This is a genomic window from Aquimarina atlantica (assembly GCF_000626715.1).
GTDB lineage: Bacteria > Bacteroidota > Bacteroidia > Flavobacteriales > Flavobacteriaceae > Aquimarina > Aquimarina atlantica.
In genome coordinates, this window is the sequence record NZ_AQRA01000004.1 from 270,446 (window position 1) to 293,677 (window position 23,232).

22 protein-coding genes are annotated in these 23,232 nt (G+C 32.5%); 12 read left to right on the forward strand and 10 right to left on the reverse strand.

Going from position 1 to position 23,232, the window contains the following annotated elements; all coding sequences use genetic code 11:
* Positions 1-2 precede the first annotated feature (2 nt).
* The 10 genes from ATO12_RS10185 (at position 3) to ATO12_RS10225 (ending at position 9,770) form a co-directional block, all read left to right on the forward strand.
* Positions 3-1,502: a nitrilase-related carbon-nitrogen hydrolase gene (locus tag ATO12_RS10185; RefSeq protein WP_034241611.1), complete on the forward strand. Its 1,500-nt coding sequence runs from the start codon at positions 3-5 to the stop codon at positions 1,500-1,502.
* Between the two features lie 145 nt (positions 1,503-1,647).
* A complete protein-coding gene (locus tag ATO12_RS10190) occupies positions 1,648-2,817 on the forward strand; it encodes a WG repeat-containing protein (RefSeq protein WP_034241612.1) in 1,170 nt (389 codons plus the stop codon).
* 499 nt (positions 2,818-3,316) lie between these two features.
* Positions 3,317-4,474, forward strand: coding sequence for an FAD-dependent monooxygenase (locus ATO12_RS10195; RefSeq protein WP_034241614.1), 1,158 nt, complete (start codon positions 3,317-3,319; stop codon positions 4,472-4,474).
* Between the two features lie 311 nt (positions 4,475-4,785).
* Positions 4,786-6,027: a C1 family peptidase gene (locus ATO12_RS10200; protein ID WP_034241616.1), complete on the forward strand. Its 1,242-nt coding sequence runs from the start codon at positions 4,786-4,788 to the stop codon at positions 6,025-6,027.
* 165 nt (positions 6,028-6,192) lie between these two features.
* Entirely contained in the window at positions 6,193-6,354 is a 162-nt protein-coding gene (locus ATO12_RS26040) for a hypothetical protein (RefSeq protein ID WP_165583363.1), read from the forward strand.
* Between the two features lie 91 nt (positions 6,355-6,445).
* Positions 6,446-7,219 (forward strand): N-acetyltransferase, encoded by a 774-nt coding sequence (locus ATO12_RS10210; RefSeq protein ID WP_034241620.1) that lies wholly within the window; start codon positions 6,446-6,448, stop codon positions 7,217-7,219.
* Between the two features lie 110 nt (positions 7,220-7,329).
* Positions 7,330-8,181 carry a helix-turn-helix domain-containing protein gene (locus tag ATO12_RS24780; RefSeq protein WP_051575731.1) on the forward strand — a complete coding sequence of 284 codons (852 nt, stop codon included), beginning with the start codon at positions 7,330-7,332 and terminating at the stop codon, positions 8,179-8,181.
* A 69-nt stretch (positions 8,182-8,250) separates the two neighbouring features.
* A complete protein-coding gene (locus ATO12_RS10220) occupies positions 8,251-8,973 on the forward strand; it encodes a metallophosphoesterase family protein (RefSeq protein ID WP_034241623.1) in 723 nt (240 codons plus the stop codon).
* Positions 8,963-9,178, forward strand: a complete 216-nt coding sequence (locus ATO12_RS26695; protein WP_449371650.1) for a DUF7220 family protein — start codon at positions 8,963-8,965, stop codon at positions 9,176-9,178. Before ATO12_RS10220 ends, ATO12_RS26695 begins: the two co-directional genes overlap by 11 nt.
* A 181-nt stretch (positions 9,179-9,359) precedes the next feature.
* Entirely contained in the window at positions 9,360-9,770 is a 411-nt protein-coding gene (locus tag ATO12_RS10225) for a hypothetical protein (RefSeq protein ID WP_034241625.1), read from the forward strand.
* A 56-nt stretch (positions 9,771-9,826) separates the two neighbouring features.
* On the opposite strand, the gene ATO12_RS10230 is transcribed toward ATO12_RS10225, so the two are convergent.
* The 8 genes from ATO12_RS10230 to ATO12_RS10265 all read right to left on the reverse strand — a co-directional run bounded on the left by ATO12_RS10230 (position 9,827) and on the right by ATO12_RS10265 (position 18,025).
* The gene (locus tag ATO12_RS10230; RefSeq protein WP_034241627.1) at positions 9,827-10,459 is read right to left on the reverse strand and encodes a GyrI-like domain-containing protein; all 633 of its coding nucleotides are present in this window, start codon (positions 10,457-10,459) and stop codon (positions 9,827-9,829) included.
* Positions 10,460-10,588: 129 nt separating this feature from the next.
* On the reverse strand, positions 10,589-11,143 hold the full coding sequence (locus tag ATO12_RS10235; protein ID WP_034241629.1) for a GrpB family protein: 555 nt from the start codon (positions 11,141-11,143) through the stop codon (positions 10,589-10,591).
* A gap of 52 nt (positions 11,144-11,195) precedes the next feature.
* Complete coding sequence (locus ATO12_RS10240; RefSeq protein WP_034241630.1) at positions 11,196-12,533, reverse strand: M16 family metallopeptidase; 1,338 nt, start codon at positions 12,531-12,533, stop codon at positions 11,196-11,198.
* Between the two features lie 64 nt (positions 12,534-12,597).
* Positions 12,598-13,203 carry an FMN-dependent NADH-azoreductase gene (locus tag ATO12_RS10245; protein ID WP_034241632.1) on the reverse strand — a complete coding sequence of 202 codons (606 nt, stop codon included), beginning with the start codon at positions 13,201-13,203 and terminating at the stop codon, positions 12,598-12,600.
* Positions 13,204-13,309: 106 nt separating this feature from the next.
* Positions 13,310-13,651 (reverse strand): VOC family protein, encoded by a 342-nt coding sequence (locus ATO12_RS10250; RefSeq protein WP_034241634.1) that lies wholly within the window; start codon positions 13,649-13,651, stop codon positions 13,310-13,312.
* A 248-nt stretch (positions 13,652-13,899) separates the two neighbouring features.
* Positions 13,900-15,204, reverse strand: coding sequence for a hypothetical protein (locus ATO12_RS10255; RefSeq protein ID WP_034241636.1), 1,305 nt, complete (start codon positions 15,202-15,204; stop codon positions 13,900-13,902).
* Positions 15,205-15,352: 148 nt separating this feature from the next.
* Positions 15,353-16,213 carry a response regulator transcription factor gene (locus tag ATO12_RS26360; RefSeq protein WP_034241638.1) on the reverse strand — a complete coding sequence of 287 codons (861 nt, stop codon included), beginning with the start codon at positions 16,211-16,213 and terminating at the stop codon, positions 15,353-15,355.
* A 174-nt stretch (positions 16,214-16,387) separates the two neighbouring features.
* Positions 16,388-18,025 carry an ABC-F family ATP-binding cassette domain-containing protein gene (locus tag ATO12_RS10265; protein ID WP_034241639.1) on the reverse strand — a complete coding sequence of 546 codons (1,638 nt, stop codon included), beginning with the start codon at positions 18,023-18,025 and terminating at the stop codon, positions 16,388-16,390.
* 133 nt (positions 18,026-18,158) lie between these two features.
* Between ATO12_RS10265 and ATO12_RS10270 the strand changes: the two genes are divergently transcribed.
* A complete protein-coding gene (locus ATO12_RS10270) occupies positions 18,159-18,734 on the forward strand; it encodes a YdeI/OmpD-associated family protein (protein ID WP_034241641.1) in 576 nt (191 codons plus the stop codon).
* 7 nt (positions 18,735-18,741) lie between these two features.
* On the opposite strand, the gene ATO12_RS10275 is transcribed toward ATO12_RS10270, so the two are convergent.
* Positions 18,742-19,470, reverse strand: a complete 729-nt coding sequence (locus ATO12_RS10275; protein ID WP_034241643.1) for a LytR/AlgR family response regulator transcription factor — start codon at positions 19,468-19,470, stop codon at positions 18,742-18,744.
* Between the two features lie 29 nt (positions 19,471-19,499).
* The gene (locus ATO12_RS10280) at positions 19,500-20,570 is read right to left on the reverse strand and encodes a sensor histidine kinase (protein ID WP_034241645.1); all 1,071 of its coding nucleotides are present in this window, start codon (positions 20,568-20,570) and stop codon (positions 19,500-19,502) included.
* A gap of 188 nt (positions 20,571-20,758) precedes the next feature.
* Between ATO12_RS10280 and ATO12_RS10285 the strand changes: the two genes are divergently transcribed.
* Positions 20,759-23,176 carry an outer membrane beta-barrel protein gene (locus tag ATO12_RS10285; protein WP_081802026.1) on the forward strand — a complete coding sequence of 806 codons (2,418 nt, stop codon included), beginning with the start codon at positions 20,759-20,761 and terminating at the stop codon, positions 23,174-23,176.
* Positions 23,177-23,232 lie beyond the last annotated feature (56 nt).

The following is a 23,232-nucleotide window of genomic DNA, read 5'->3' on the forward strand; positions in this document are numbered from 1 at the left end:
ATATGAAAACAGTAAACAACACACTCGGCAAATTAACATTTTTAGTACTACTATTAGTAATACTCCTTATTTCTAATGGCGGGTACACCATGTTTTTTGCTCCCTGGATTTCAATCACCATGTTACTTTATGCAGTTCGACAGCTCTCTGTTATTAAAGGATTTTTGTTAGCGTGTGTACTGCTGGTAATTGCAACTCTATTTCAGAATTCCGAAATTCTACCGTTTCCTTTTCTCATGTATGCCCTTATAATGGCTCCTTACGGATTGATAGCCGCAATACCATATCTTATAGATTCATTTTTTTCAAAAAACCGGAACACATTTTTACATACATTAATCTTTCCGACAGCATTAGTGCTTATTGAGTATATAAGTAGTCAATTTCTACCCTATGGGAGTTGGGGACACATAGCCTATACACAACAATCACAAAACGTTTTATTACAGTCGGTTTCTGTTTTCGGAATGGGATATATTACTTTTTTGATAGGTTGGTTTGCTTCTATCATCAATTGGATACTCATCCAGGAGTTGCAATGGGTAAAAGTTAAAAAAGGGATTTTGATATATAGTGCGACTATTGGACTAACCTTAGGATATGGTAGTTATCGTTTGCTATTTCAAAAATCTAATGCCAAGACCATCAGAATAGCATCTATTTCTGCCATAGATAACTTACGAATCTACGATAACAATTTTTATGGTCTTAATTTAGAAGGTGGTAAAGAAAAATTTAAAAAACAGGCTCTCGATCTAAATCAGAACTTAATAGAGAGAAGTATACAAGAAGCCAAGGCGGGAGCAAAAATAGTGTTTTGGGCAGAGGGAAATGCTCTTGTTTTAAAAGAAGATGAAAACAAATTATATGAGTCAGCTAGTTTAGTAGCTAAGGAAAATGAAATATATCTTGGTGCAGCGGTTGCCGTTATCGATCCTACTAACGATAAACCTTTAGAAAACAAATTTGTTTTATTTGACCCAAAAGGTAAAAAGACTATCGATTATTGGAAAGTGATTCCTGTTCCTGGTGGTGAAGCTGCTATGAGTAATATCAAAGGTTCTACCATTCAAAAATTAAAAACACCTTATGGAATAATTGGATCGGCTATTTGTTTTGATATGGATTTCCCCCAATATCTAAAACAAGCCAAAGGAACGGATATTATGTTGGTACCAAGTAATGACTGGAAAGGCATTGACCCTATTCATACAAACATGGCAAAATTTAGAGCTTTAGAACAAGGATTTAACCTGGTGCGTCAAACAAGTTTTGGATTATCAGCTGGTTTTAATTATACCGGGGAAACCCTTAGCGAAATGGATCATTTTACAGCTAATAGTAAGGTTCTCATAACGCAACTACCTACAAAAGGAACTACGACTGTATATTCTCTTATAGGTGATATTTTTATTTATTATTGCTTACTAATGTTTATTGTAGTAATAGTTAAGCTAAAAAAACTGCCTATAGCAAAAAGAAAGGAAAACGAGTTAGACTAAAAAAACCAGTTATCCCATCGAGTAGCCCAACGCCATGCATAAGCAAGGTGTTGGGCTCTCTTAATCCTGTTAATGATTAAAACTTAAAGATTTACTAATTTAGCTACTTATATAAGAAAAGAGGCCATCCTACTTAATTCAAAAAATGAAAAAAATTACTTTACTAATTTCGGTTACCCTACTATTTATAACAAGTTGTAATTCGCAAAATAAAAAAAGTGAAACCTTTTTACCGGTTAAGATGAATAATGGACTTTATGGCTATATAAATCATAAAGGTGATTCTATTTTAAAACCACAATATGAACTTGCAAAAAAATATTCAGAAAACTTAGCTTGTGTACGAGTGAAGCGCAAATTTGGTTACATCAATGAGCAAGGAGATATTGTGATTAAACCTATTTTTAGAAAAGCAGGTGATTTTAAAGATGGTTTTGCAAAAGTTACTACTAATGAAGGAAAACATACCTATGTAAAAAAAGATGGACAACTGCTTAACCAATATTTTGATATGTGCTACCCATTTAAGGATGGAATGGGAAGAATAGAAAAATTCGGTAGCGGATATGGCTCTACTTATGGTTTTGTAGATAAAAATGGTGAGATTGCGATAGCACCCAAATATGAAAATGTGGGAGATTTTTATAATGGCTTAGCCTTAGTAAAAATAAATAGTAATTATGGCTATATAAACAAATTAGGAGAAATAGCAATTGAGCCAAAATATTATTCTGCCACTAAATTTAAAGAAGGGTTAGCTGCTGTAAGAGATACCGAAAGTAAAACAAAATTCATAAACACCAAAGGAGAGATAGTACTTGAGATTGATAGTTATTATATCGGGTATAATTTTAGTGATGGGCTTGCTATGTTTAATCAAAAAGGAAAGAAAGGTCACGGTTTCGTAAATAAAAAAGGAGAAATCGTAATTAAACCTGATGATAGATTTGAAGCTATTGATAATTTTAATGAAGGAGTAGCACGATTTTTTACTAAAACAGAAACTGGGTTCATTAATACAAAAGGAGAGATTGTTTTTAAAGTCAAAAAAAATATAGCCTTAGGTGAGGTTTCTGAAGGGATGATTTCGTTTCAAGTAAAAGATGATAACCTATCTTCAAATAAGTATGGATATATGAATCTAAAAGGAGAAATTGTGATTGAACCTCAGTTTCAAGAAGCAGAGAGTTTTGTTAATGGTGTGGCTAGAGTGGTATTGAAAAATTCTATAACCAGTCGTTATATAGACAAGAAGGGAAAATTTATGTATATCCCTAGTAGAGAAAAACATAAATTTAAAGGTAGAATGCACTAGAGTAACCATTTACTTACTGTATATATCTCGTTCTGGATACATATACACCACGCAACCATTAAAACACATTTTATAAAACTATCTGAATCAAAAAAATGGTGTATAAAGGACAAATTTTGAGATCACCAGAATATTGGCTATGCTGAAAAAAATTAACTTTATTATCGTATAAAAGCCAAACTTTTCAGCTTAATACTACTACTCAAGATAAGTTTAATAGTAAACTACCTCATGGCAAGCCCATGAGGCATTGGATTGAAAAATGATTTAGATTTCGAGGCAAGCCTCGGAGCATTTAAATCTCGATTATCGAGTAAAATTTGATCTATATCAAATGATAATTGATAATTTGAACTGATCTTTGTATGCATCTAAGGTAAAATATATGCATATCAAAATAAGAGTTGGTAAGCTAAACCCGGATTCTGCATTAAAAAGTCTATTGTAGGATTCGGGTTAAAAAAGAGAATACGTAATCCTTTACTAGTAATACAAAATAATGGTTAATACTATAGCAATTATTGGAGGGGGAATAGGAGGGTTTGTAACCGCATTATCCTTTGATAAGTTGAATATCCCTTATACATTATACGAAAGAGCAGCATGTTTAAAAGTAGTGGGAGCAGGAATATGGCTATCACCAAATGCACTACAAGTATTAGAATGGATTAATCCCGAGTTATTAAAAGAAATTCAGGATTCTGGGAATAGTTTCAACCGAATTTTAGTAGCCAATCACAAATTAAAACCAATATCTGATTCTGATCAGAAGTTTGTTCGGGAAAAATTTGGATACACCACAATGGCAATCCATAGAGGAAAACTACAACAAATTTTATACAAATACATAAAGCAGGAAAATATAGTACTGGATAAAACCTTCAAAGAATATGTCCAAAATAGCGACAAATCACTAAAAGTTAATTTTACAGACGGGACTTCAATTCAAACCAAATCTATTATTGGTGCAGATGGTATTCATTCTTGTGTAAGAAAGCAATTATTCCCTAACAGTAAAATAAGGTATACCGGGCAAACCTGCTGGAGAGGGATTTCGGATTATAACTTAGGTAGCGAACTAGAATCGGTTGGTTTTACATTATGGGGGCAAAAGTTTCAATTCGGAATATCTAAAATATCTGAAGGAAAAGTATATTGGTTTGCCGTAAAATTAAGCGAACCTAATTTGAAAGATGATAAAGAAAATCTAAAAAATAAATTAACGAATATGTTTTCGGGATACCATCCCCTGGTTAATGACTTGATTAAAAATACATCGATCGACAACATCATTAGAGGTGACCTTTCGGATTTAGAGTTACTACAAAAATGGAACTCTCAAAATATTTGTCTTATCGGAGATGCAGCACATAGTATGACTCCCGATTTAGGGCAAGGTGGTGCTCAAGCCATCGAAGATGCTTTTTATATAGCACACTTTATTAAAGAATCGAATACCCTAGAAACTGCTTATGATGATTTTTATGCCTATCGAAAATCAAAAGTCGAAAAATTAGTTAAACAATCCAGAATTACATCAAAAATTGCAATAACAAATCGATTTGGTGAAATCATTAGAAATTTCATCCTAAAATATACACCAGAAAAATATATGAAAAAGCAAATGGTCGAATTATATCAACTAGATAAATGGTAAGCAATCGATCAATTTTGAATATGGTACAACTTAACCACTAGCACCCAAAAGTTTTTATTTTCTTTCCTCTTGTATGTAAAACTGAACCCTTTGGCAGACTCAGTATAGTCTCACCAAAGATATTAAATAGCTGATTTTCAATTAGATTGTATATCAATCTGATAATTAGAACTATGCTAGTAAAATTTAGTATTTTAGAGACATTAAAAATTCGGTTCTTTATTGAATCGAAAAACCAGCATCTTTTATATGCTATTCTATATATAAATTATGTATAGGTAAATAGTACTCAATTTTAAAACCACACCATCATGAAAAAATCATTACTCTTATTACTCTTACTACTTTCAACACAGTTATTTTCTCAAACTATTCCATGCGATTTCTCATGGAATAATGCCCCAACAACAGGTGGTAATCGAGATTTTGTTACATCTGCAAGAGCTCAAATCGATCAAGGACCATGTTTATCCTTTGCTTTTAATGCTGCTATAGAAACAATGTATGGTATCGAGAACAGTGTATACGGTTCTAGTCTGTTTTCACTTTCTGATGCATATCTTGATTATAAAGTATGGAATGCCCCTAATTATCTTCCTATTTTAAATTCAAGTTTTAAAATTCCATTAGCAGTAGCTGGGGGAGAAATTAATGCCTTTGCTCCCCAAACATGCCCTGTAAATAATCCTGACATAAACGGGTGTAGTATCCCTAGAGGTAGTGTATTAGCTTACATAAATCATGCAAACGGTCAAAGATCATATAGGATATTTCTAGATACCAACTTTTCTCCACCCGTTTGGGCTGTTGATGATGGAGGTGCTTTAGGTAATTATGTCACAGTAGGTAATGCTACTCAATTAAGTACAAGCGACATTAACTCTGTTAATGATATTAAAACGAAGATCTTAAACAATGGTCCCATAGTCGTAAAAGTATCAGGTATCCAAAATGGAGTTCATGATGCTAAAAAATTTAGAAACTATAACATACCAGCCGCTGGGTTATCATACCATGCTTTTACAATTATAGGTTGGACAAGTGATTCTCGTTGGGTGATTAAAGATAGTTGGCGCGGAATGTCTGGAATTGTTAATACCAACCAGAATGTAGATATCGTAGGCTTAATGAATAGCGGAAGCGTAGAACTCTATCAGGTATCAGGTATATCTTACAATGGTAATAATACATCTACGAACCCAACAGTTTTATCTGTTAATGAATGTATCCCAACCATAAATTTAACATTATCATCTATAAGCCTTGATATTGATTATGCACATATTGGAGGTTACTTGTATCACAAATTTTGGGTGTCTAGTAATATTCCTGTAGACAGATGGGTTTGGGGAATTGACTACCCTAATGGCTCATTAAAACGATCCCAGGTAGATAACTCTGATTCTAGCTCTATATTAATGTCACCAACTACCAGTGGTTTGGTAACCGTTTATGTTAGAGCATACAAAAATGGTCAAACCGTTACTAAGGAAAGAAGAATACATTTATCTAATGGCCAATCCTCGGGAGGAGGGCCTGAAAATGGATGGTAATATTCCCTTTTCTTGTTTCTCGATTCTTTTGGCAACACTAACACAGTTTCTATTTTTTTGGTCGTTTACAAACCAAAAAAATAGAAACTGTAACAAATAATAGAATCGAAATACTAATTATAAAAAACAATAAAAGTGAGTAGTATGACTAAAAAAAAATCATTAATGCTATTATCAATGGGTTTGTTGGTAATTGTGCTTGGGCAAATATTTTCGCATTATATAGCATTACCTGATCTGGCTAAAGGTGCATTTACAGGTATTGGGATAGGAATACTACTGGTCGCATTAACTTTTGGTAAATTTAAATCAGCCCACTCTAATTAAAATAAATACCGAATAGTCAATTGATTCGGCTATGATTTTCTTACTTAGATACATATATTTAGATTAGGCTTTATTAAGAAAAAAAGCAAAAATGGAACAGTTAATCGACTTAAATACAGAAAACATATCGGCAGAACATATTTGCTGTGCAATATCTGATAAGAAATGTTCTGATAGTTATCAGGCCAAAAAAGATTGGTTGACAAAGGAATTTAATAACGGATATGTATTTAGGCGAATTAATCAAAGAGCAAAAGTATTTATAGAATATGGTCCTGCAGAAAAATCCTGGATCCCAATTAAAGCATCTAATTATCTTAATATTAATTGTTTTTGGGTATCTGGAAAATTCAAAAAGAATGGATACGGAAAAGCACTGTTAAAAACAGCAATTGATGACGCAAAAAGTCAAGGAAAAGATGGATTAGTAACCGTTGTCGGAACTAAGAAATTTCATTTTATGAGTGACACAAAATGGTTTCTAAAACAAGGGTTTGAGGAGGTTGAAAGAATTTCGAGTGGATTTAGTCTTTTAGCCAAAAAAATAAGCCCAAACGCCGAATTACCAAAATTTAATGAATCTGTAAAAAGCGGAGAATGTTCTGAAAAAAATGGAATCGTAGTTTATTATTCTAACCGTTGCCCTTTTGCAGAGTTTCATGCAAAAAACTCTCTGATCGAAACTGCAAAAAATAGAAATATTCCATTAAAAATAATTAAATTAGAAACCATGAAACAGGCTCAGTCAGCCCCAAGTCCGGCAACTATTTTTAGTCTTTTTTATAACGGAAAATTTATGACAACAGATATTAGTGTTTGTATGGATACACGATATGATAAAGTAATGAGTAAAATTTTAAAATAAAAAACACCCAGTAACAGTATTTATAGTGAATACATATTTTGGTGCTTAGCCCAAGAGTAATAACTTTAATCAAGTTCACTACTCTTTTGACATATAATTGATTTTATTTTATGGTAAAACTTGAAGAAATAACCGCTACTCCAACATTTTCGAATCAATTAGAAAATAAGATATTATACGCTAAGCATCATGATGATATTTCTATATCATATACCTCTACATATTCTTTAAAATATGTTATCGAGGGAACTAAATACTATAATTTCGACAATCAAGATATTAAGATTACAAAAAATCAATATCTAATTATAAATAATAATAGCTGCATTACTACCGAAGCAAAAAAGGGAACAAAAGGATTATCTTTCTTCTTATCCCCCAAACTAATTAGCGAAATATACAAATATCACTCAAGTGATACATCGCAACTTGAATTTCTTGAAGTGACCCAAAAAAAATCAAATAATGAAGTAGGGTTTTTATTGGATAAAATCACTAATCTCTATGAGCATAACCAATTTGATTTTAATCAACAAATGGACAATCTATTCATTCGTATCTCTGAGGCAATTGTACAAGAACAGGCTAATATTGATACGGGGTTTGCGACATTAAAAATAGTGAAATACAATACAAAAAAAGAACTGTTTAAATTAATTTCGATAACTAAAGAATATATAAATGATAATAGTAGTGAAGACATTTCGCTAGATAGTATGAGTAGAGATATTGGTATCAGTAAATATTATTTGCACCGATTATTTACCGAAATTAACGGTACTACACCATTAGCATATCTAACTGCTATTCGCTTGGCAAAAGCAAAGCATAGATTGCGGTATTCTAAAGATTCTATTTTTGAAATTGCAATCGAATGTGGCTTTGATAACACATCTTACTTCTCTAACCTATTTAAGAAGCATACAGGCTTTACTCCTACTCAATACCGGAAAAAATTATAAAATCTGCAAGATTTTATAAATCCTTCGTACAACGCATATCTATTTTTGTTCCTATTAAAACAAAAACGTATGTATGAAAAAATAGCACATATCACCGATTTGCATTTAGATGAAGCATACCCACTAAAAAATGGAGTGCTCGCAAGAAAACAATTCGACAGTATTGTAAAGGATATAAAAGATAAAAAGATTACCAGGGTTGTCTGTACAGGAGATATTGGCGAAAACAAAGGCATCTCATATTTCTTCGAACAACTCAATACCAAGGCTTTATCAATAACCCTGGGGAATCACGATACATTTTCTGAAATTTTGAAATATTATAACAAAGGTGCAGATTACGATTCAGAAAAATTATATAGCAGTACTATAACAGAATATCACAAATTCATATACTTAGATTCCTCTGAAGGTGTAATTGATGACAAACAATTGCTTTGGCTTGAAAAAGAACTTATTTCGGCAACCTCAATTATCATTTTTGTACACCATCCCATTATTGGTCTTAATTTGAAAGTTGATGAAATTGGAAAACTTAAAAACAGAGCGAATGTAATCTCTCTATTAGAGAATAGCCCTAATAAGATTACAATTTTTTGTGGGCACTATCATATGGAGAGTACTATACTTCACAAAAATATTACACAACACATTACTCCTGCTGTTTCTTATCAGGTAGAAAAAACTCTAAATACTATAGAAATCAATACTACTGTTTTTGGTTACAGGATTATCGAAATAGATAAATACAACACATCTTCAAAAATTCAACTATTACATAATGCAAACTAAAAAACAATCCTTTATAGAAAGTTTAGTTAATGTAAGTATAGGTTTTTGTATCACTATGGTTTCTTTACATATTATATTTCCAGTATTGGGTATAGAAAACAATTCTGGCAAAAATATCATCTTAACTATTTACTTAACTCTTTTAAGTATCTTAAGAAATTATGTACTAAGACGATATTTTAATCGAAAACAAACACGCCATTAACCTAAACTATTTCTTTATTTGCAAAAGGACAATAGAAAACCTAACAAGTGTAATAGCATCATGGCAACAGTTATTGATAATTGTTCAGTAGATTTTATTCTATATAGTATTTCTTTGTATACTTGTATAAATAGGCTATACCTTATACATTGGCACCTAATCTAAACGCAACAAGAAAACTATGGTTTTTCAACAGATTATCGATAAAATGACCCTGCATCCTAAACGACTTTTTCTAATCGATGGTTTAGGAGCACTACTTTCTGCCTTTTTATTAGGAGTTGTTTTAGTAAAACTCGAAAACATTTTCGGGATTCCCGCAACAGCACTTTACATTCTTGCTTTTTTGCCTTGTATTTTTGCGATCTATGACTTTTATTGCTATCTAAGCGTTAAGAAAAACCAGAGGTACTTCTTAACAGCTATTGCATTAATGAATCTTATCTATTGCTTTATTTCAATAGGTATAGCGTTGCAGCATCTGCAAAAAATAACTGTTTTTGGTTGGGGATATATTTTAATAGAAATTCTTATTCTAATTGCACTAATTACGATTGAATTAAAGACGGCTTCCAAACTAACTTCTAAGTAGTACTATTTGGGTATACCTATGATAAAAGAGAGATCAGTTTAATATGTTGTTCTAAACTATTTAGAAACTACCTTAAATCGTAAAACTGTTTTTAGTTTTTCGGCGGGTACTTTTCTAAAATCTGACAGGTAAATTTCTCTATGCACTTTAGACAGTCTGTAGAGATGTTCTTTATTGGCAAATTCTTCCATCACCTTAAAACTTTCGGGTTCGTTGTCGTAACTCCCCAGGTGCATCATCTGGATACACTTGCCTTCTGTTATTTTCTCGAATTTTACTTTTTCTAATAACACATGAGGTTTCTTTTTCCTGGTTTGATCAATCATACGTTTCGCTAATTCATCATCAACAAAGTCGGGTTGCCTGATCATTAATTTAAAAACCAGATCATCTTTGTTGATACTACCATTGTATGTTTTCTTTGCTTCTTCGTTAATATCCCAAACCCCTTCTAGCGGATAAACGGTATAATCAAAATATCCTTCAGGTGCAGTTCCTTTTTTTAATCCCATTTTTATCGCGTATGAAACCGCATATAATACACCAATAAATTCTGAAAAAAATTCACTATTAGGATTGCCCTCTCCCTCGACAGTAAGAAAATTGTATTGAGGAATCTCAATGATCTCGGGAGTATTTTTGGGTATATACACTCCTTTTTCTTTTTTTCTCCATTCGTGCTTCATCATATATGCTCTTTTAGTATATCATTTATAAAATTAGACTAGCTGTAATAGACAGTGTTCTAATGGTATAAAACAAAAATAAAACGCAGTGATGACAACCCTATGTCAACAGTATTTATAAAAGATCGTATTTTATGTTCTCTCTTCTCTGGCTTTTTCAAGAACTGATTCAATAAACTCTTTTGCCATAGTCTCTTTCAATTTGGCATATACTTTTCGATCTTGATTCGCTTTTTTGGCTATTTCGAGTTTAATTTTTTGGTACATTTCTCTTTCGCTTGCATTCTTGATCAAATAATCTCTAAACAGTATATGTCTTTGCAATTCTCTGCTATGAATCGGACAAACATAAAGGTGATGTGTGATATTGTCTAATACTGAATGCTTTGTAGCTGTAGTTTTTCGCTTAAAAGCTTCTCTTTCTTTTATTCCCTGATCGCCATTGTGGTAATATCCCAGTTTTTCTAATCCTCTTTCTATTGTAGCAAAAGACACGTTTTTATCGTAAACAATATCAATATCTATAATGGGTTTTGCAGCTAGATCTTTAACTGCAGTACTCCCGACATGTTCGATTGTAATTTCTATATCCCAAAGCGCTTCTTTAATCACTCCCTTGATACTATTGAAATTATATACCCAATCAGGTTGATAGTTTTGTATCAGCATTTCTTTTGTATTATTCATACTATACCACTAAAATACTGAAACAAGATACTATCGAATTCATAAAAAACACTTATTCTTTTTTACCTGAGACAAATAATACTCTAAACGGTTTTCGCTTCAGCCATTTTTCTGCTCCTTTTTTTACATCCTCCCTGGTAAGTTGCAATTGCTCTTCGAGTCTTTTCATGTAAAATCCTGGATCTGCTGTAAACAAAAAGCCTTCTCCCAACAGTTCTGTTCTACTCCACTGAAAGCCTAATCGTTGTTGCATTTCTTTTATGTCACTAATTTCACTTTGTTTGGCATTTAAGAGTTCTGCTTCTGTAACTCCTTTTTTTATAAGTTCAGTTACTTTATCTAAAACCAGATTTTCTATTGCTATGCTATCTGTTACAGTAGTAAAGGTACTACGTATTGCAAATTGCCCAGCAAACTCATACATATCTGTAGACACTGTGTGTTTTATGACAGATTTTGGGAAACGACTTTTGTGGTTAAGTCTGGTATTGAGTATGGCTGCTACAAGTTTTAAAGTACCATCATCACGAGATCCCCATTTGGGCACCGCCCACGAGAACACCATTGTTTGTATAGTATCCTTTGTGTGAGGAGCTTGCATCGTTATATTTACCCCTACATGCTGTGTGGGTTTAATGATCTTGTGATCTCTTACTTTTGATGGAAGGTTTTTGAAATAGGCCTCTATTTGCTTTTTAGTATCTTCTACATCAAAATTACCTACCACAAAGAGCACTGTATTATCTGCATATACAATTTTGTGATATCGTTCTTTAAATTCCTTTAATTTAAAATTTCTGTTATTTTCGATTACCCCATACCCACTACTACCATAAGGATGATTTTTACCAAAGGTACCTGTATAAATCGCCATTCCTCCCGATGCGCTCCATTGTGGGTTTTTAGCATTTCTATCAATTTCAGCCAGTACTCTTTTTCTTTGAAACTCTACTCGTTTTTCTGTAACACGATCTGTCCCGGCTTTTAATCGCCCGGCTACCATGGCTAAAGCAAGGTCTACTCCTTTTGGTTTTACTTTTACATAAAATCGGGTATAATCCTTTTTAACCTGTGCATTACTCCCTGTTCGATAGGTATTCAATTGCGCTCGTTTAAGGCTATCCATTTTACCAAATGGCATAACGTGTTCAAAAAAATGAGCAAAACCATACTGATTGGGTTGATCCATACTAATTCCTTTGCGAAGCCAAAACTCTACAGAAACATCTTCTACATTAGGATCGGGTTGCAATATAACATCAAGCCCATTTTTTAAGGTATAGTGTTCGTAGTTTAATAACAGCGTATCTATCTGCCCATATGAACTTAAGGTAACCACAACATGAAAAAGCAATGAGCAAAAAAATGCTCTGGATCGTTTTTTTGACATAATTGAAAAGTTTTATGTATAGATCAAAAACTTTCAAAAATGTTACACCAAGCATAACAGTGGTCTAGTACCACTGCTCTACTACTTTCGAAATTTCAGTTTTTGCAGTTGCAATAATAGTACCTACTTTTTCTTGATACTGAGTTACTCCGAAAGCAGAAATTTGTTCAGAAGGGATCCCCATAAATTCAAAATTTCTTTTAATAGTAGGAGAAAAGTATTCTTGAACTGTTTCTTCAGCATAATCTCCCCCTGCCACTGCTAATATCAGTGCTTTTTTTCCTTCACAAAGCCCTTTATAGCCACCGTCTTCTGTAACTGCAAACGTTTTATCAATAACTACTATAGTATCAATCCAGGCTTTTACTGTAGCTGGCAATGAGAAATTATACATAGGAGAAGCCAATACAATGTTATCTGCATCTAATACCTGTTGGATTAATTGAAAATGATTTGAAAGTCTTTCTTTCTCTTCAGCTGTATATTCTGGTTGCCCTCCATATAATATTAAATTTAGATTATCATCAAGTAACAAATCTGGTGGAGAAGCTACTAAATCTAAAAATGTAATTTCTGTTTTACTATCGGCTAGTTTAATAAACTCATCTACCAATTCTTTTGTGTATGACCCTTTTCTTGGGGCATAACTTACCACTAATGTTTTTTTCATTATATGTTTTTTATATCACGATTGTAAAAATGCTTGTTATTAGAAATTTGTAAAACCCAATACTTGCGATGTTGTTATAAGGTATCTTATATTTTGATGTATCTCCTTACTTATCTGTCCAAACCGCCAGTTTATTTCCGCTGGGATCAATAAATTCAAACCGACTCCCACCAGGAAAAGAAAACACTTCCTTTGCTATTTTTCCACCATTTTTTTGCACATTTTCTAAGGCTTGTGATAAGTCATCATGATATAAAACGACCAAAGTACCTCCTGTACTGATTTTTTCTACTTTGGCAAATCCCCCTGAAATTCCAGCTTGATGAAAATCACAATATTGATCTCCATAATCTGTAAATGTCCAGCCAAAAGTGTTGCCATAGAACTTTTTGATTTCATTTAAATCTAATGCCTGTAATTCTATAAAGTTGATTTTATTATTTTCCATATATGATTTTATTTATTTTGAAGTAAAAATAAAATGGCAGACTGACAACCCTATGTCAGTATACTTTCTGATATGGAAATTTTCTCAGTACATGACAAAAAACAACTATTCTTGATCCAATTAAGTATATCGTTAATTTATTATCAAGACCTCACAGGTTTTTAAAACCTATGAGGTCAAATAAAATGTATAATTTTAAATATTTGTTGGTTTGTTTTTTATCGTGTACTAAACAAAGTTTTATTAGGCTATTTAAAAATGTTCTTTTTAGACCTTAAAAATCGTTCGGGATAAAAAACAAGTTGTATCAAATTGTATTCTAATTGATTAAAATTAAACTTTTTTCCATCTACCTCGAAAGAAGAGAAGGGATACCAGCGTAAGTTTGTTCTTAAAATTAAATACTCTTCTGATTTCCCAGGGACGATATCCCACCCAAAAGTGATACCAGGTTCAACTTTACCAAATGTTAGTTTTTTACTTCCTTCATCTGTTATTTCTGAATATTTAATATGATCATAAGCTACATTTAAACCTATAAAGGGAGCAAAACCAGTGTAATCGGTTAAGAATTTAGCTGTTTCTAATGCTACAGAAGTTTTCTTAATGGTTTGCCTGGTTCCATAGGCTTGTTGTTCAAATTTTGGATTTCTAAACGATACTGCTGTAAACATATTAGCTGTATTAAATTGATATCCTAAAGCAATATCAAAATACCCACCAGATGCTTGTTTTTTATTTAAATATGGGTATTCACTATCATTATATTCAGACGAAGCAAGAGAAAAAGAAACAGAGGGTCCGACAGCAGCAAAAAAATCACCAAAACTTGAAGCATTTAGCCCCAGGCTTGACACTTCGGGATAGCTGTTCCATCGTTTATTAATAGCAGGGTCTCCGTTATCTTTGGTAAGGTCCATAGCATAAAGTAGTCCTAGTTGTAAACTAAAATTGGGGGTTTTAATTTTTTGGAATTCGGTTTTCGATATGGGGTAATTCCATACGTTATCAGGATAGTAGTTGACTCCTAATCTGGCGGTAAAATTTTTATATCCATATAATATTCCGGCATCTGCAGTCCATGTAAAGTTTTTTTCAAGCTTAGGCTGATCTTCATCTGGTCTTACAACCTGTTTAAAATCTAACGCAGACCAACCAATACCAACATAAGGTCGGAGTCTCTTTTCTCGATACGCCCAAGGTAAAAAACGGGCGCCAGTAACGGTATAATGTGTAAATTCTACATCTGTTTCTTCATTCGATTTAAGATTAAACTGTCTTAAAGGAAAGGATACATAGAATTCTGCATGCCCCCAGAAATGGAAACCACCCCAATATAAGGTTGTATTTATAGTTTCTGGATGTTTAAAACTAGTAAGTTCATTTCCCGAGAGTCGTTTTCCTGTAAATGATGGGAGTACGTTTCCACCCACTTCAAAATAGGTTTTCGCAAAATCTAACCTTTTTTTATCTGTAGTAGGTAGTACATCTTCTTGTGCCGATACATTAAATGAACAGAACAGGACGAAAGTCATTAAAAAAATGTGTCTCATGTTTGAGTATTACGTTAATGAAAATAATACCACAAAAATGAATAACAAACGATATTGTGACAATAGAGAATTTGTACTAAATAGCTGGTTATTTTAAATATCATACAAAAGTATGATACCCGTATTAGAGGTAAAAAAACGAGGGTAATTAACTAGATAACAACGAAATAAGCTCTATCCTATTACTTATCTTGCACTTTCTGTAAATGTTAGACACATGTGTTTTTACGGTAGGAATTGATATGAATAGCTGTTCTGATATTTGCTTATATGTATTCCCTTTAATAAGAAGTAAAGCAATTTCCTTTTCTCTGTTAGTCAAGGAATAATTAATTAGGTTTTGCTCTTTCACCGTATTTTTGGGTTTAAAAAGAGATAATCGTTCTATATCGCTCCATAATTTGCTTCCTGCAAGTACAATAAAAATTAATGGAAGCGTGAATCCTATTTTTGTACTTATACCATTAAAATCAACAACATAATTGGTTAATAAAGAAAGTGGGATCATAATTAGAACGGCAATAGCAATATACCGCTCGATTTTTTCGCGATGTACTATGTTTACTTTTGGTTTGGTTGTTCTTATTAAAATCATAGACAAAACAACCGAAACTCCTAAAAAAATTGCTACTGCATATTGTAAAACATTTAATATTTTAATAAAATGCCCAGTAATAGCAAGTATCGCTAACATACCAGAAAAGGCTATGAGTATCTTTTTAAAAATAGGTTTTACAGTATGACGTCTCTCCTCTAAAATATGCAAAGGGGTGGTAAGTGCCACCAATATCATCGCCAATAAAATAAAAATATTAGTAGTATCGGAATGGTTAAAAGGTTTAAAAAAATAGGTAACTGTTAGCGCAATGATTAGTAAAAGCAATGAAATTGTAAAATATATAGTTTCGAGCGTTTCGATGTTTTTTTTATAACAAATAACCTCTAAGAATAACGCAATGATAATTAGGGAATATGCTAAAATCAACAATACGATTTCTAATATCTCCATTCGCTATCTATTTTATACATCGATATTCTTATTATTCAAAACAAACTAACTGTCTCTAAATTATATTCAGATTATTGGTCTACAAATCTAGCAGATTTTTTGATAGATCATATATTATTTATTATACCCAGATAAGAGATGTATTGGTTTTTCTAAGTAATAACAGTCGTAGTGTTATGATTTAAGATCAATTTCTTTTAGGTTTTCAATCTTGTTTCTGGAAAGAAAATCGTCTATGGTTTCAAAATGCTCAATTACTCTTTTGTTTTTAAACTCAAATACCTTTTGTGATAATCCTTGTAAAAAGTCTCGATCATGAGAAACCAAAATTAAGGTACCATCAAAATTTAATAAAGCCTCTTTTAATACATCTTTTGATTTTAAATCCAGGTGATTGGTAGGCTCATCGAGAATTAAAAGATTAACAGGTTCTAAAAGTAACTTAACCATTGCCAGTCGTGTTCGCTCTCCTCCCGAAAGGACACTTACTTTTTTATCGATATCATCGCCTCCAAACATAAATTGTCCCAAAATATTTTTGATCTGTGTTCGTACCTCTCCTTCTGCTACCTCATCAACTGTCTGAAATACGGTAAGGTTCTGATCTAATAATGCCGCTTGATTTTGAGCAAAATATCCTACTTTAACATTATGTCCCAGATCACAAGCCCCTTCGTACTCAATCTCTCCCATAATTGCTTTAATCATAGTCGATTTACCTTCGCCGTTACGCCCTACAAATGATACTTTTTCTCCTCTCGAAATCGACAAATTTGCATTTTTAAACACTATATGGTCGTCATAGCTTTTTGATAAATCTTTTACTATTACAGGATAATCCCCTGATCGAACTGATGCAGGAAATCTTAGTTTTAAAGAAGAAGTATCGATCTCATCAATCTCGATAATTTGCAGTTTCTCTAGCATACGCTCCCGTGAGTTTACCTGATTGGTTTTTGAGTATGTACCTTTAAACCGTTCGATAAAAGTTTTGGTATCTGCAATAAATTTTTGTTGTTCCTGGTATGCTTTTATTTGATTGGCTCTTCTTTCTTCTCGTAGCTGCAGATAATGTGAGTAATTTGCTTTATAGTCATAGATTCTCCCCATTGTCACCTCTATAGTTCTATTGGTGATGGTATCGATAAATGTTTTATCATGAGAGATCACAATAACTGCTTTGGCTTTATTGATCAAAAAATCCTCTAACCAGACCACAGATTCTATATCTACATGATTGGTAGGCTCATCTAAAAGAATAAGATCTGGTTTCTGTAATAAGATTTTAGCAAGCTCTATACGCATTCTCCATCCACCACTAAACTCACTGGTTGGTCGTGCAAAATCTTCTCTTCTAAACCCAAGTCCTTTTAGAGCTTTCTCTACTTCGGCTTCATAATTAACCTCTTCTATAGCATAAAATTTCTCTCCCAGATCAGTTACTTTTTCGATAATAGCCATATACTCACTAGACTCATAATCGGTACGAGTTTCGAGTTCTTTATTTAATCGATCCATTTCTTCCTGCATTCCCAAAATATTGCTAAAAGCCTTTAATGCTTCTTCAAATACAGTACAGTTATCATCTGTTAACAGATGTTGCGGTAGATATGCAATCACTGCTTCTTTGGGACATCTTACATGTCCTTTATTTGCTTTCTGCACTCCAGCAATAATTTTCATCATAGTAGATTTACCAGCACCATTTTTACCCATTAGGGCAATTTTATCATTTTCATTAATAACAAAAGAAACATTACTAAATAATGTTTCGCCACTAAACTCTACAGCAATTCCGTCTACAGAAATCATATCTTTCTAATTTAAGAATGCAAAACTAAAAAAAAGCAGGGCATCAAAAAGGAATCTGATTATATTTTGAATATATATTGTATTCCAAAAAATTATTACCTTGAAAACATAATTTTACCAAGGTCTTTTTTTTATGTCTGACAAACCCGAATTATATTTTAAAAACGATCAGGAATGGCGTTCCTGGCTTCATAAAAATCACAATCAATCTCAGGGGGTTTACCTTATACTTTATAAAGTTGAGAGTAAACAACCTAGTATGCGATGGGAAGAAGCTGTAAAAGTAGCATTATGTTATGGCTGGATAGATTCTACAGTAAAAAGACTGGATGATCAACGTCGCAGGCAATATTTCTGCCCTCGTAAACCCAAAAGCGTTTGGAGCAAAGTCAATAAAACGTATATCATAGATCTAATCAAACATGATTTGATGCATCAAAGTGGTTTGGCTAGTATCGAAGTTGCCAAAAACAACGGCTCATGGATTGCTCTGGATGATGTAGAAAATGGTATTATTCCCAAAGACTTACAACATGCCTTTGATCAAAACCCTTTGGCTTTTGAAAACTACCAAAACTTTGCCAAAGGCTATCGCAAAAGCTATCTCTACTGGCTTAATCAAGCCAAACGACAAGAAACTCGTGATAAACGTATTATAGAAATTATTAAATTCTGTGAAGCGAATATAAAATCCAGAGGAAATAGGTGATATATATTTAAAACATTAATCGTTTTATATTATCCATATAACCACGACTTACTCTTACCACATCCTCGTTTTGCATAATTACATCATAGCTCTTCGTATACTTATTCAATTCTTTTACCTTGTTAAGGTTTATAATAGATGAGCGATGTACCCTAATTAGAATTGTATTATTAAATTTTTCTTCCAGGACCGAAATACCAAAATTACTAAGGTATACTCCTGTATCTGTTATTAATTTAGAGTAATCACCATAAGCTTCTACTCTTATAATATCTTTTACAGCGATTGTAATTAGTTTTCCTTGTGACTGCACGAGTATTCGTTCTGGATATTTGGGTTGATCCATCAATAGGCTTTCTGCCAAAGGTCTTACTTTGTTTTCGCCCATATACGAATTTAAACGTTCGATAGCTACTTTGAACCTTTCTTTGGTATAAGGTTTAAGTAAATAATCAATTGCATGTACTTCAAAAGCTTGCAATGCATATTTATCGTATGCTGTCGAAAAAATGATTTGTGGTATTTCCTCGATATGTGTTAGTACATCAAACCCACTCATTCCTGGCATTTGTACATCCATAAACACAAGGTCTGGTTTAAATTCATTTATCATTTTAACCGCATCCACTCCGTTATTGGCTTCTCCTAACAGGATAAGTTCAGGAAAATCAGTCAAATATTCTTTAATCAATTTCCTTGCAGCAGCTTCATCATCTATAATAAGTACTTTTTTCACACGCTTATTTTTTTAATGCTCGTTTTATATTATATAACAAAATTAACTTTTAATCCTTGTGGTGTATTATCACTTAGTTTAAGAGTAGAATTGTACATCTTCTCTATTCGCATTTTGGTATTGGTTAATCCTATACCTTTACCATATACTTGTTCTTTATTCTTTATTCCAACACCGGTATCTGCAATTTCAAAAAATAGTTTGTCATCATTCTTAGAAATTGTAATGGATACTTTTCCTCCATCGATCAGAGAAGCAAGTCCGTGCTTTACAGAATTTTCGACCAATGGTTGTAATAGCATAGGAGGTATCATTTCTTCCATTACCTTTTCATCTACATCAATCTCTATCTGTAAGCGTTCTTCGAAACGTTCTTTTTCTAATGCCAGGTATTTTTTTACAAAATCCAACTCTTCTTTTAAAGGAACTTTTTCGACTTGAGAAGCTTGTAATTGGTATCGAAACAAATCTGACAATTCTGCGATTAAGTGTCTTGTTTTTTCATTTTCAGGAGGTACCGAAGCGCTAATGGTATTAAACACATTATATAAAAAATGTGGATTCAGCTGAGCTTTTAATGCCGACAACTCACTTTTTAATGCTACAGCACGTAATTCTCCTTCAATTTTTATCTTTTTCTTATTGTCAACATGATATTGATAAGAGTGAAAAATCCCGAATTGTAAAATATAGAATAAAGCAGGAAGGTATATATCCCAAATTTGTGCAGGCCCTTTTAAATAGAAAAAACCAAACATAGTACTAAAAACACTATACAATTGCTGCCATATAACAACAAATAAAGGTAGTAATATTAGATGTAACAATAACTTCTTTTTTATTGACCACGTCCTCAATTTTCTAAAAAGCAGCCACCAAATAGGAATAGTGATAATGAATTTTAAAGTATAACCTAATCCACTATCATCCATAAAACTTATGGGATCAAATAGGATGTTATCTTCTTGCATATACCCACCACGATTTATCCATAATGCAATATGGTAGGCAGATGCAAAAAACAAATAGATAGAACTAAAGACAATAAGTTCGATAATCCGAATGTCAAAAATTCTTCTTTGTAAAAAAGGCTTTTTCATAATTGTATTCTAATAAGCACAAAGCTAAAATTAAAACACTTCTCCAACACATATATTTCGATGAATTGTCCTATATCAAGATAAGTTGTCCTTTCCTGTTTAACGAGTTAATAGCCAGCTCGTCGGTTTACAGATGTTCCATATTGTTTCATTTTTCAAATTTGTCGAAACAAAAAAATAAAACAATTATGTGTGGAAAAAACAACAAATGGATCGTATGTATCGTCCTAGTATTTATGTCTCTAAATGTAATCAAAGCGCAACATACAATAAAAGGTATTGTTCTGGATCAACAATCAAAGCCAATTGATGCGGCTACAATTTCTCTTATCAGAGTTACTAACAAAGAATTCATAAAAGGCGTAATCACCAACGCAAAAGGAGAATTTAATATCGAAAATGTAAAAGACGGAACATATCAAGGTATTATCTCAAGCCTTGGTTTTGATGATTATACATCTGCTCCTCTAACGGTTAATGGCAAGGATATAGATCTAAACCAGATTACGCTTACTATAAAAACAGAAAACCTGGATGAAATAACTATAGTTGCAGAAAAACCAATTGTACAGGTAATGGCAGATAAAACTGTTTTTAATGTGCAAAATACCCTTAGTACAACAGGAACATCTGGGTATGAACTCTTACGAAAAGCTCCCGGAGTTATCGTTGATAATAATGATAATCTTATTGTAGAAGGTAAAACTGGTGTATTGATATATATTGATGATAAACCTTCTGTACTTAGAGGAGAAGATCTTATTAATTACTTAAAAACTATTCAATCCAGCGATATCGAAGCCATTGAGATTATTACACAACCTTCTTCAAAATATGAAGCCGAAGGTAATGCCGGAATTATCAATATTAAACTAAAAAGGGATAAAAGTCTAGGTACAAATGGTTCTGCAAGTGCAGGAATCACTTATGGAGACTATGCCAGATACACTAGTTCTGTTTCCTTTAATACCCGAAATAAAAAATCTAATCTATTTGGGACATATAGTAATCGTTTTGGAAAGAGTTTTAGTTTTATTGATCTATATAGAATACAAAACAATACCATTCTTGATGCCAAATCAGAAACAGTTAATGAAAATAATAGTAACAATCTAAAATTAGGATATGATTACTTCATGAATAGCAAATCTACTTTAGGTCTTATTCTTACAGGAAATTTTAATAATTCTATTTCGAATACAGATTCCAGAACACTTATTATTCCTCCCGGAAATAGTACTCCCGAAGAAGTTTTAGTTGCCGGAAGTGATACCGACACCAAAACTAGTAATCTATACGCTAATCTAAATTATCGCTACAAAGATACTCTTGGGCACAGCATGAATATAGACCTGGATTATGGGAAGTATAACAACGACAGGGCAAACCTACAACCCAATCGATATTATAACGGAGATGAAACCGAACTACAAAGTGAAACCGTTAACTTCTTTAATACTCCTATAGACATTACCATTTTTACTGCAAAAGCAGATTATGAACAGGATTTTCTTAAAGGAAAATTAGGACTGGGAGTTAAATATTCTAATATAAATACAGAGAATGAATTTGATTTCTTTGATAGAGTAAACGGACAAGATATTCTTAACCTGGATCAAAGCAATGATTTTACCTATGATGAGCAGGTTCATGCCGGGTATTTTAACTATAACCGAAAATTCAAAAAACTAAACATACAATTTGGTCTTCGAGTAGAACAAACCAAATCCGATGGACAATTATTTAGTAGTCAGAATACAGTAGATAACAGAGTAAAAAGAGATTACGTTGATTTTTTTCCTAGCGGAGGCATCACTTACTTAATGAATCAAAAGAATTCTTTTGCATTGACGTATAGTCGACGAATACAACGACCTAACTATCAAAACTTAAATCCTTTTGAATATAAAATCAATGAATTATCTTTTAGAAAAGGAAATCCATTTTTGCAACCGCAGTACACCGATAACATCAAACTTTCACATACGTATAACTATAGACTAACTACTGCTTTAAGTTATAGTGTAATAGGTGATTATTTTGCACAAGTAACCGAATCCCAGGGCGAAAATGAGAACTTTATCATTACCAGAAATGTAGCAGATCAAAAAGTGATTAATCTAAGCATATCCTACCCTACCAAAATTAACAACTGGTGGAATGTTTATTACAGTCTTAATGCATATAGAACCATTTTTGAGGCTAATAATCAGGATTTTGTTTCAATATCTCAAAATACATTAAGCCTATATGGTCAAAATACCTTTTCGTTACCTCGAGGTTATAAAATGGAGATTTCGGGATGGTTTAACTCACCATCGATCTGGGGAGGAACATATCAAATCAAAAGTTTAGGTTCGTTAAACCTAGCTTTTCAAAAACGTTTCTTCTCTAATAAACTAACTGCCCGGTTAGCTTTTAATGACATTTTATATACTTCTCCATGGAAAGGAGATACTCGATTTGGAGATTTATCTATACAAGGTAATGGAGGCTGGGATAGCCGACAGGTTCGTTTTAACTTAACCTATAATTTCGGAAGCAAAGACGTAAAAAAATCCAGAAAACGTAAAACAGGCATTGAAGATGAAAAAAATAGAATCTAGGATTCTATTTTTTTCAAAATCGCATTAACATCACTTTAAGATATTTTGTATGATAA

Coding starts and splice junctions, on each gene's coding strand:
- ATO12_RS10185 (WP_034241611.1), top strand. CDS start 3: ATGAAAACAGTAAACAACACACTCGGCAAATTAACATTTTTAGTACTA.
- ATO12_RS10190 (WP_034241612.1), top strand. CDS start 1,648: ATGAAAAAAATTACTTTACTAATTTCGGTTACCCTACTATTTATAACA.
- ATO12_RS10195 (WP_034241614.1), top strand. CDS start 3,317: ATGGTTAATACTATAGCAATTATTGGAGGGGGAATAGGAGGGTTTGTA.
- ATO12_RS10200 (WP_034241616.1), top strand. CDS start 4,786: ATGAAAAAATCATTACTCTTATTACTCTTACTACTTTCAACACAGTTA.
- ATO12_RS26040 (WP_165583363.1), top strand. CDS start 6,193: ATGCTATTATCAATGGGTTTGTTGGTAATTGTGCTTGGGCAAATATTT.
- ATO12_RS10210 (WP_034241620.1), top strand. CDS start 6,446: ATGGAACAGTTAATCGACTTAAATACAGAAAACATATCGGCAGAACAT.
- ATO12_RS24780 (WP_051575731.1), top strand. CDS start 7,330: ATGGTAAAACTTGAAGAAATAACCGCTACTCCAACATTTTCGAATCAA.
- ATO12_RS10220 (WP_034241623.1), top strand. CDS start 8,251: ATGTATGAAAAAATAGCACATATCACCGATTTGCATTTAGATGAAGCA.
- ATO12_RS26695 (WP_449371650.1), top strand. CDS start 8,963: ATGCAAACTAAAAAACAATCCTTTATAGAAAGTTTAGTTAATGTAAGT.
- ATO12_RS10225 (WP_034241625.1), top strand. CDS start 9,360: ATGGTTTTTCAACAGATTATCGATAAAATGACCCTGCATCCTAAACGA.
- ATO12_RS10230 (WP_034241627.1), bottom strand. CDS start 10,459: ATGATGAAGCACGAATGGAGAAAAAAAGAAAAAGGAGTGTATATACCC.
- ATO12_RS10235 (WP_034241629.1), bottom strand. CDS start 11,143: ATGAATAATACAAAAGAAATGCTGATACAAAACTATCAACCTGATTGG.
- ATO12_RS10240 (WP_034241630.1), bottom strand. CDS start 12,533: ATGTCAAAAAAACGATCCAGAGCATTTTTTTGCTCATTGCTTTTTCAT.
- ATO12_RS10245 (WP_034241632.1), bottom strand. CDS start 13,203: ATGAAAAAAACATTAGTGGTAAGTTATGCCCCAAGAAAAGGGTCATAC.
- ATO12_RS10250 (WP_034241634.1), bottom strand. CDS start 13,651: ATGGAAAATAATAAAATCAACTTTATAGAATTACAGGCATTAGATTTA.
- ATO12_RS10255 (WP_034241636.1), bottom strand. CDS start 15,204: ATGAGACACATTTTTTTAATGACTTTCGTCCTGTTCTGTTCATTTAAT.
- ATO12_RS26360 (WP_034241638.1), bottom strand. CDS start 16,213: ATGGAGATATTAGAAATCGTATTGTTGATTTTAGCATATTCCCTAATT.
- ATO12_RS10265 (WP_034241639.1), bottom strand. CDS start 18,025: ATGATTTCTGTAGACGGAATTGCTGTAGAGTTTAGTGGCGAAACATTA.
- ATO12_RS10270 (WP_034241641.1), top strand. CDS start 18,159: ATGTCTGACAAACCCGAATTATATTTTAAAAACGATCAGGAATGGCGT.
- ATO12_RS10280 (WP_034241645.1), bottom strand. CDS start 20,570: ATGAAAAAGCCTTTTTTACAAAGAAGAATTTTTGACATTCGGATTATC.
- ATO12_RS10285 (WP_081802026.1), top strand. CDS start 20,759: ATGTGTGGAAAAAACAACAAATGGATCGTATGTATCGTCCTAGTATTT.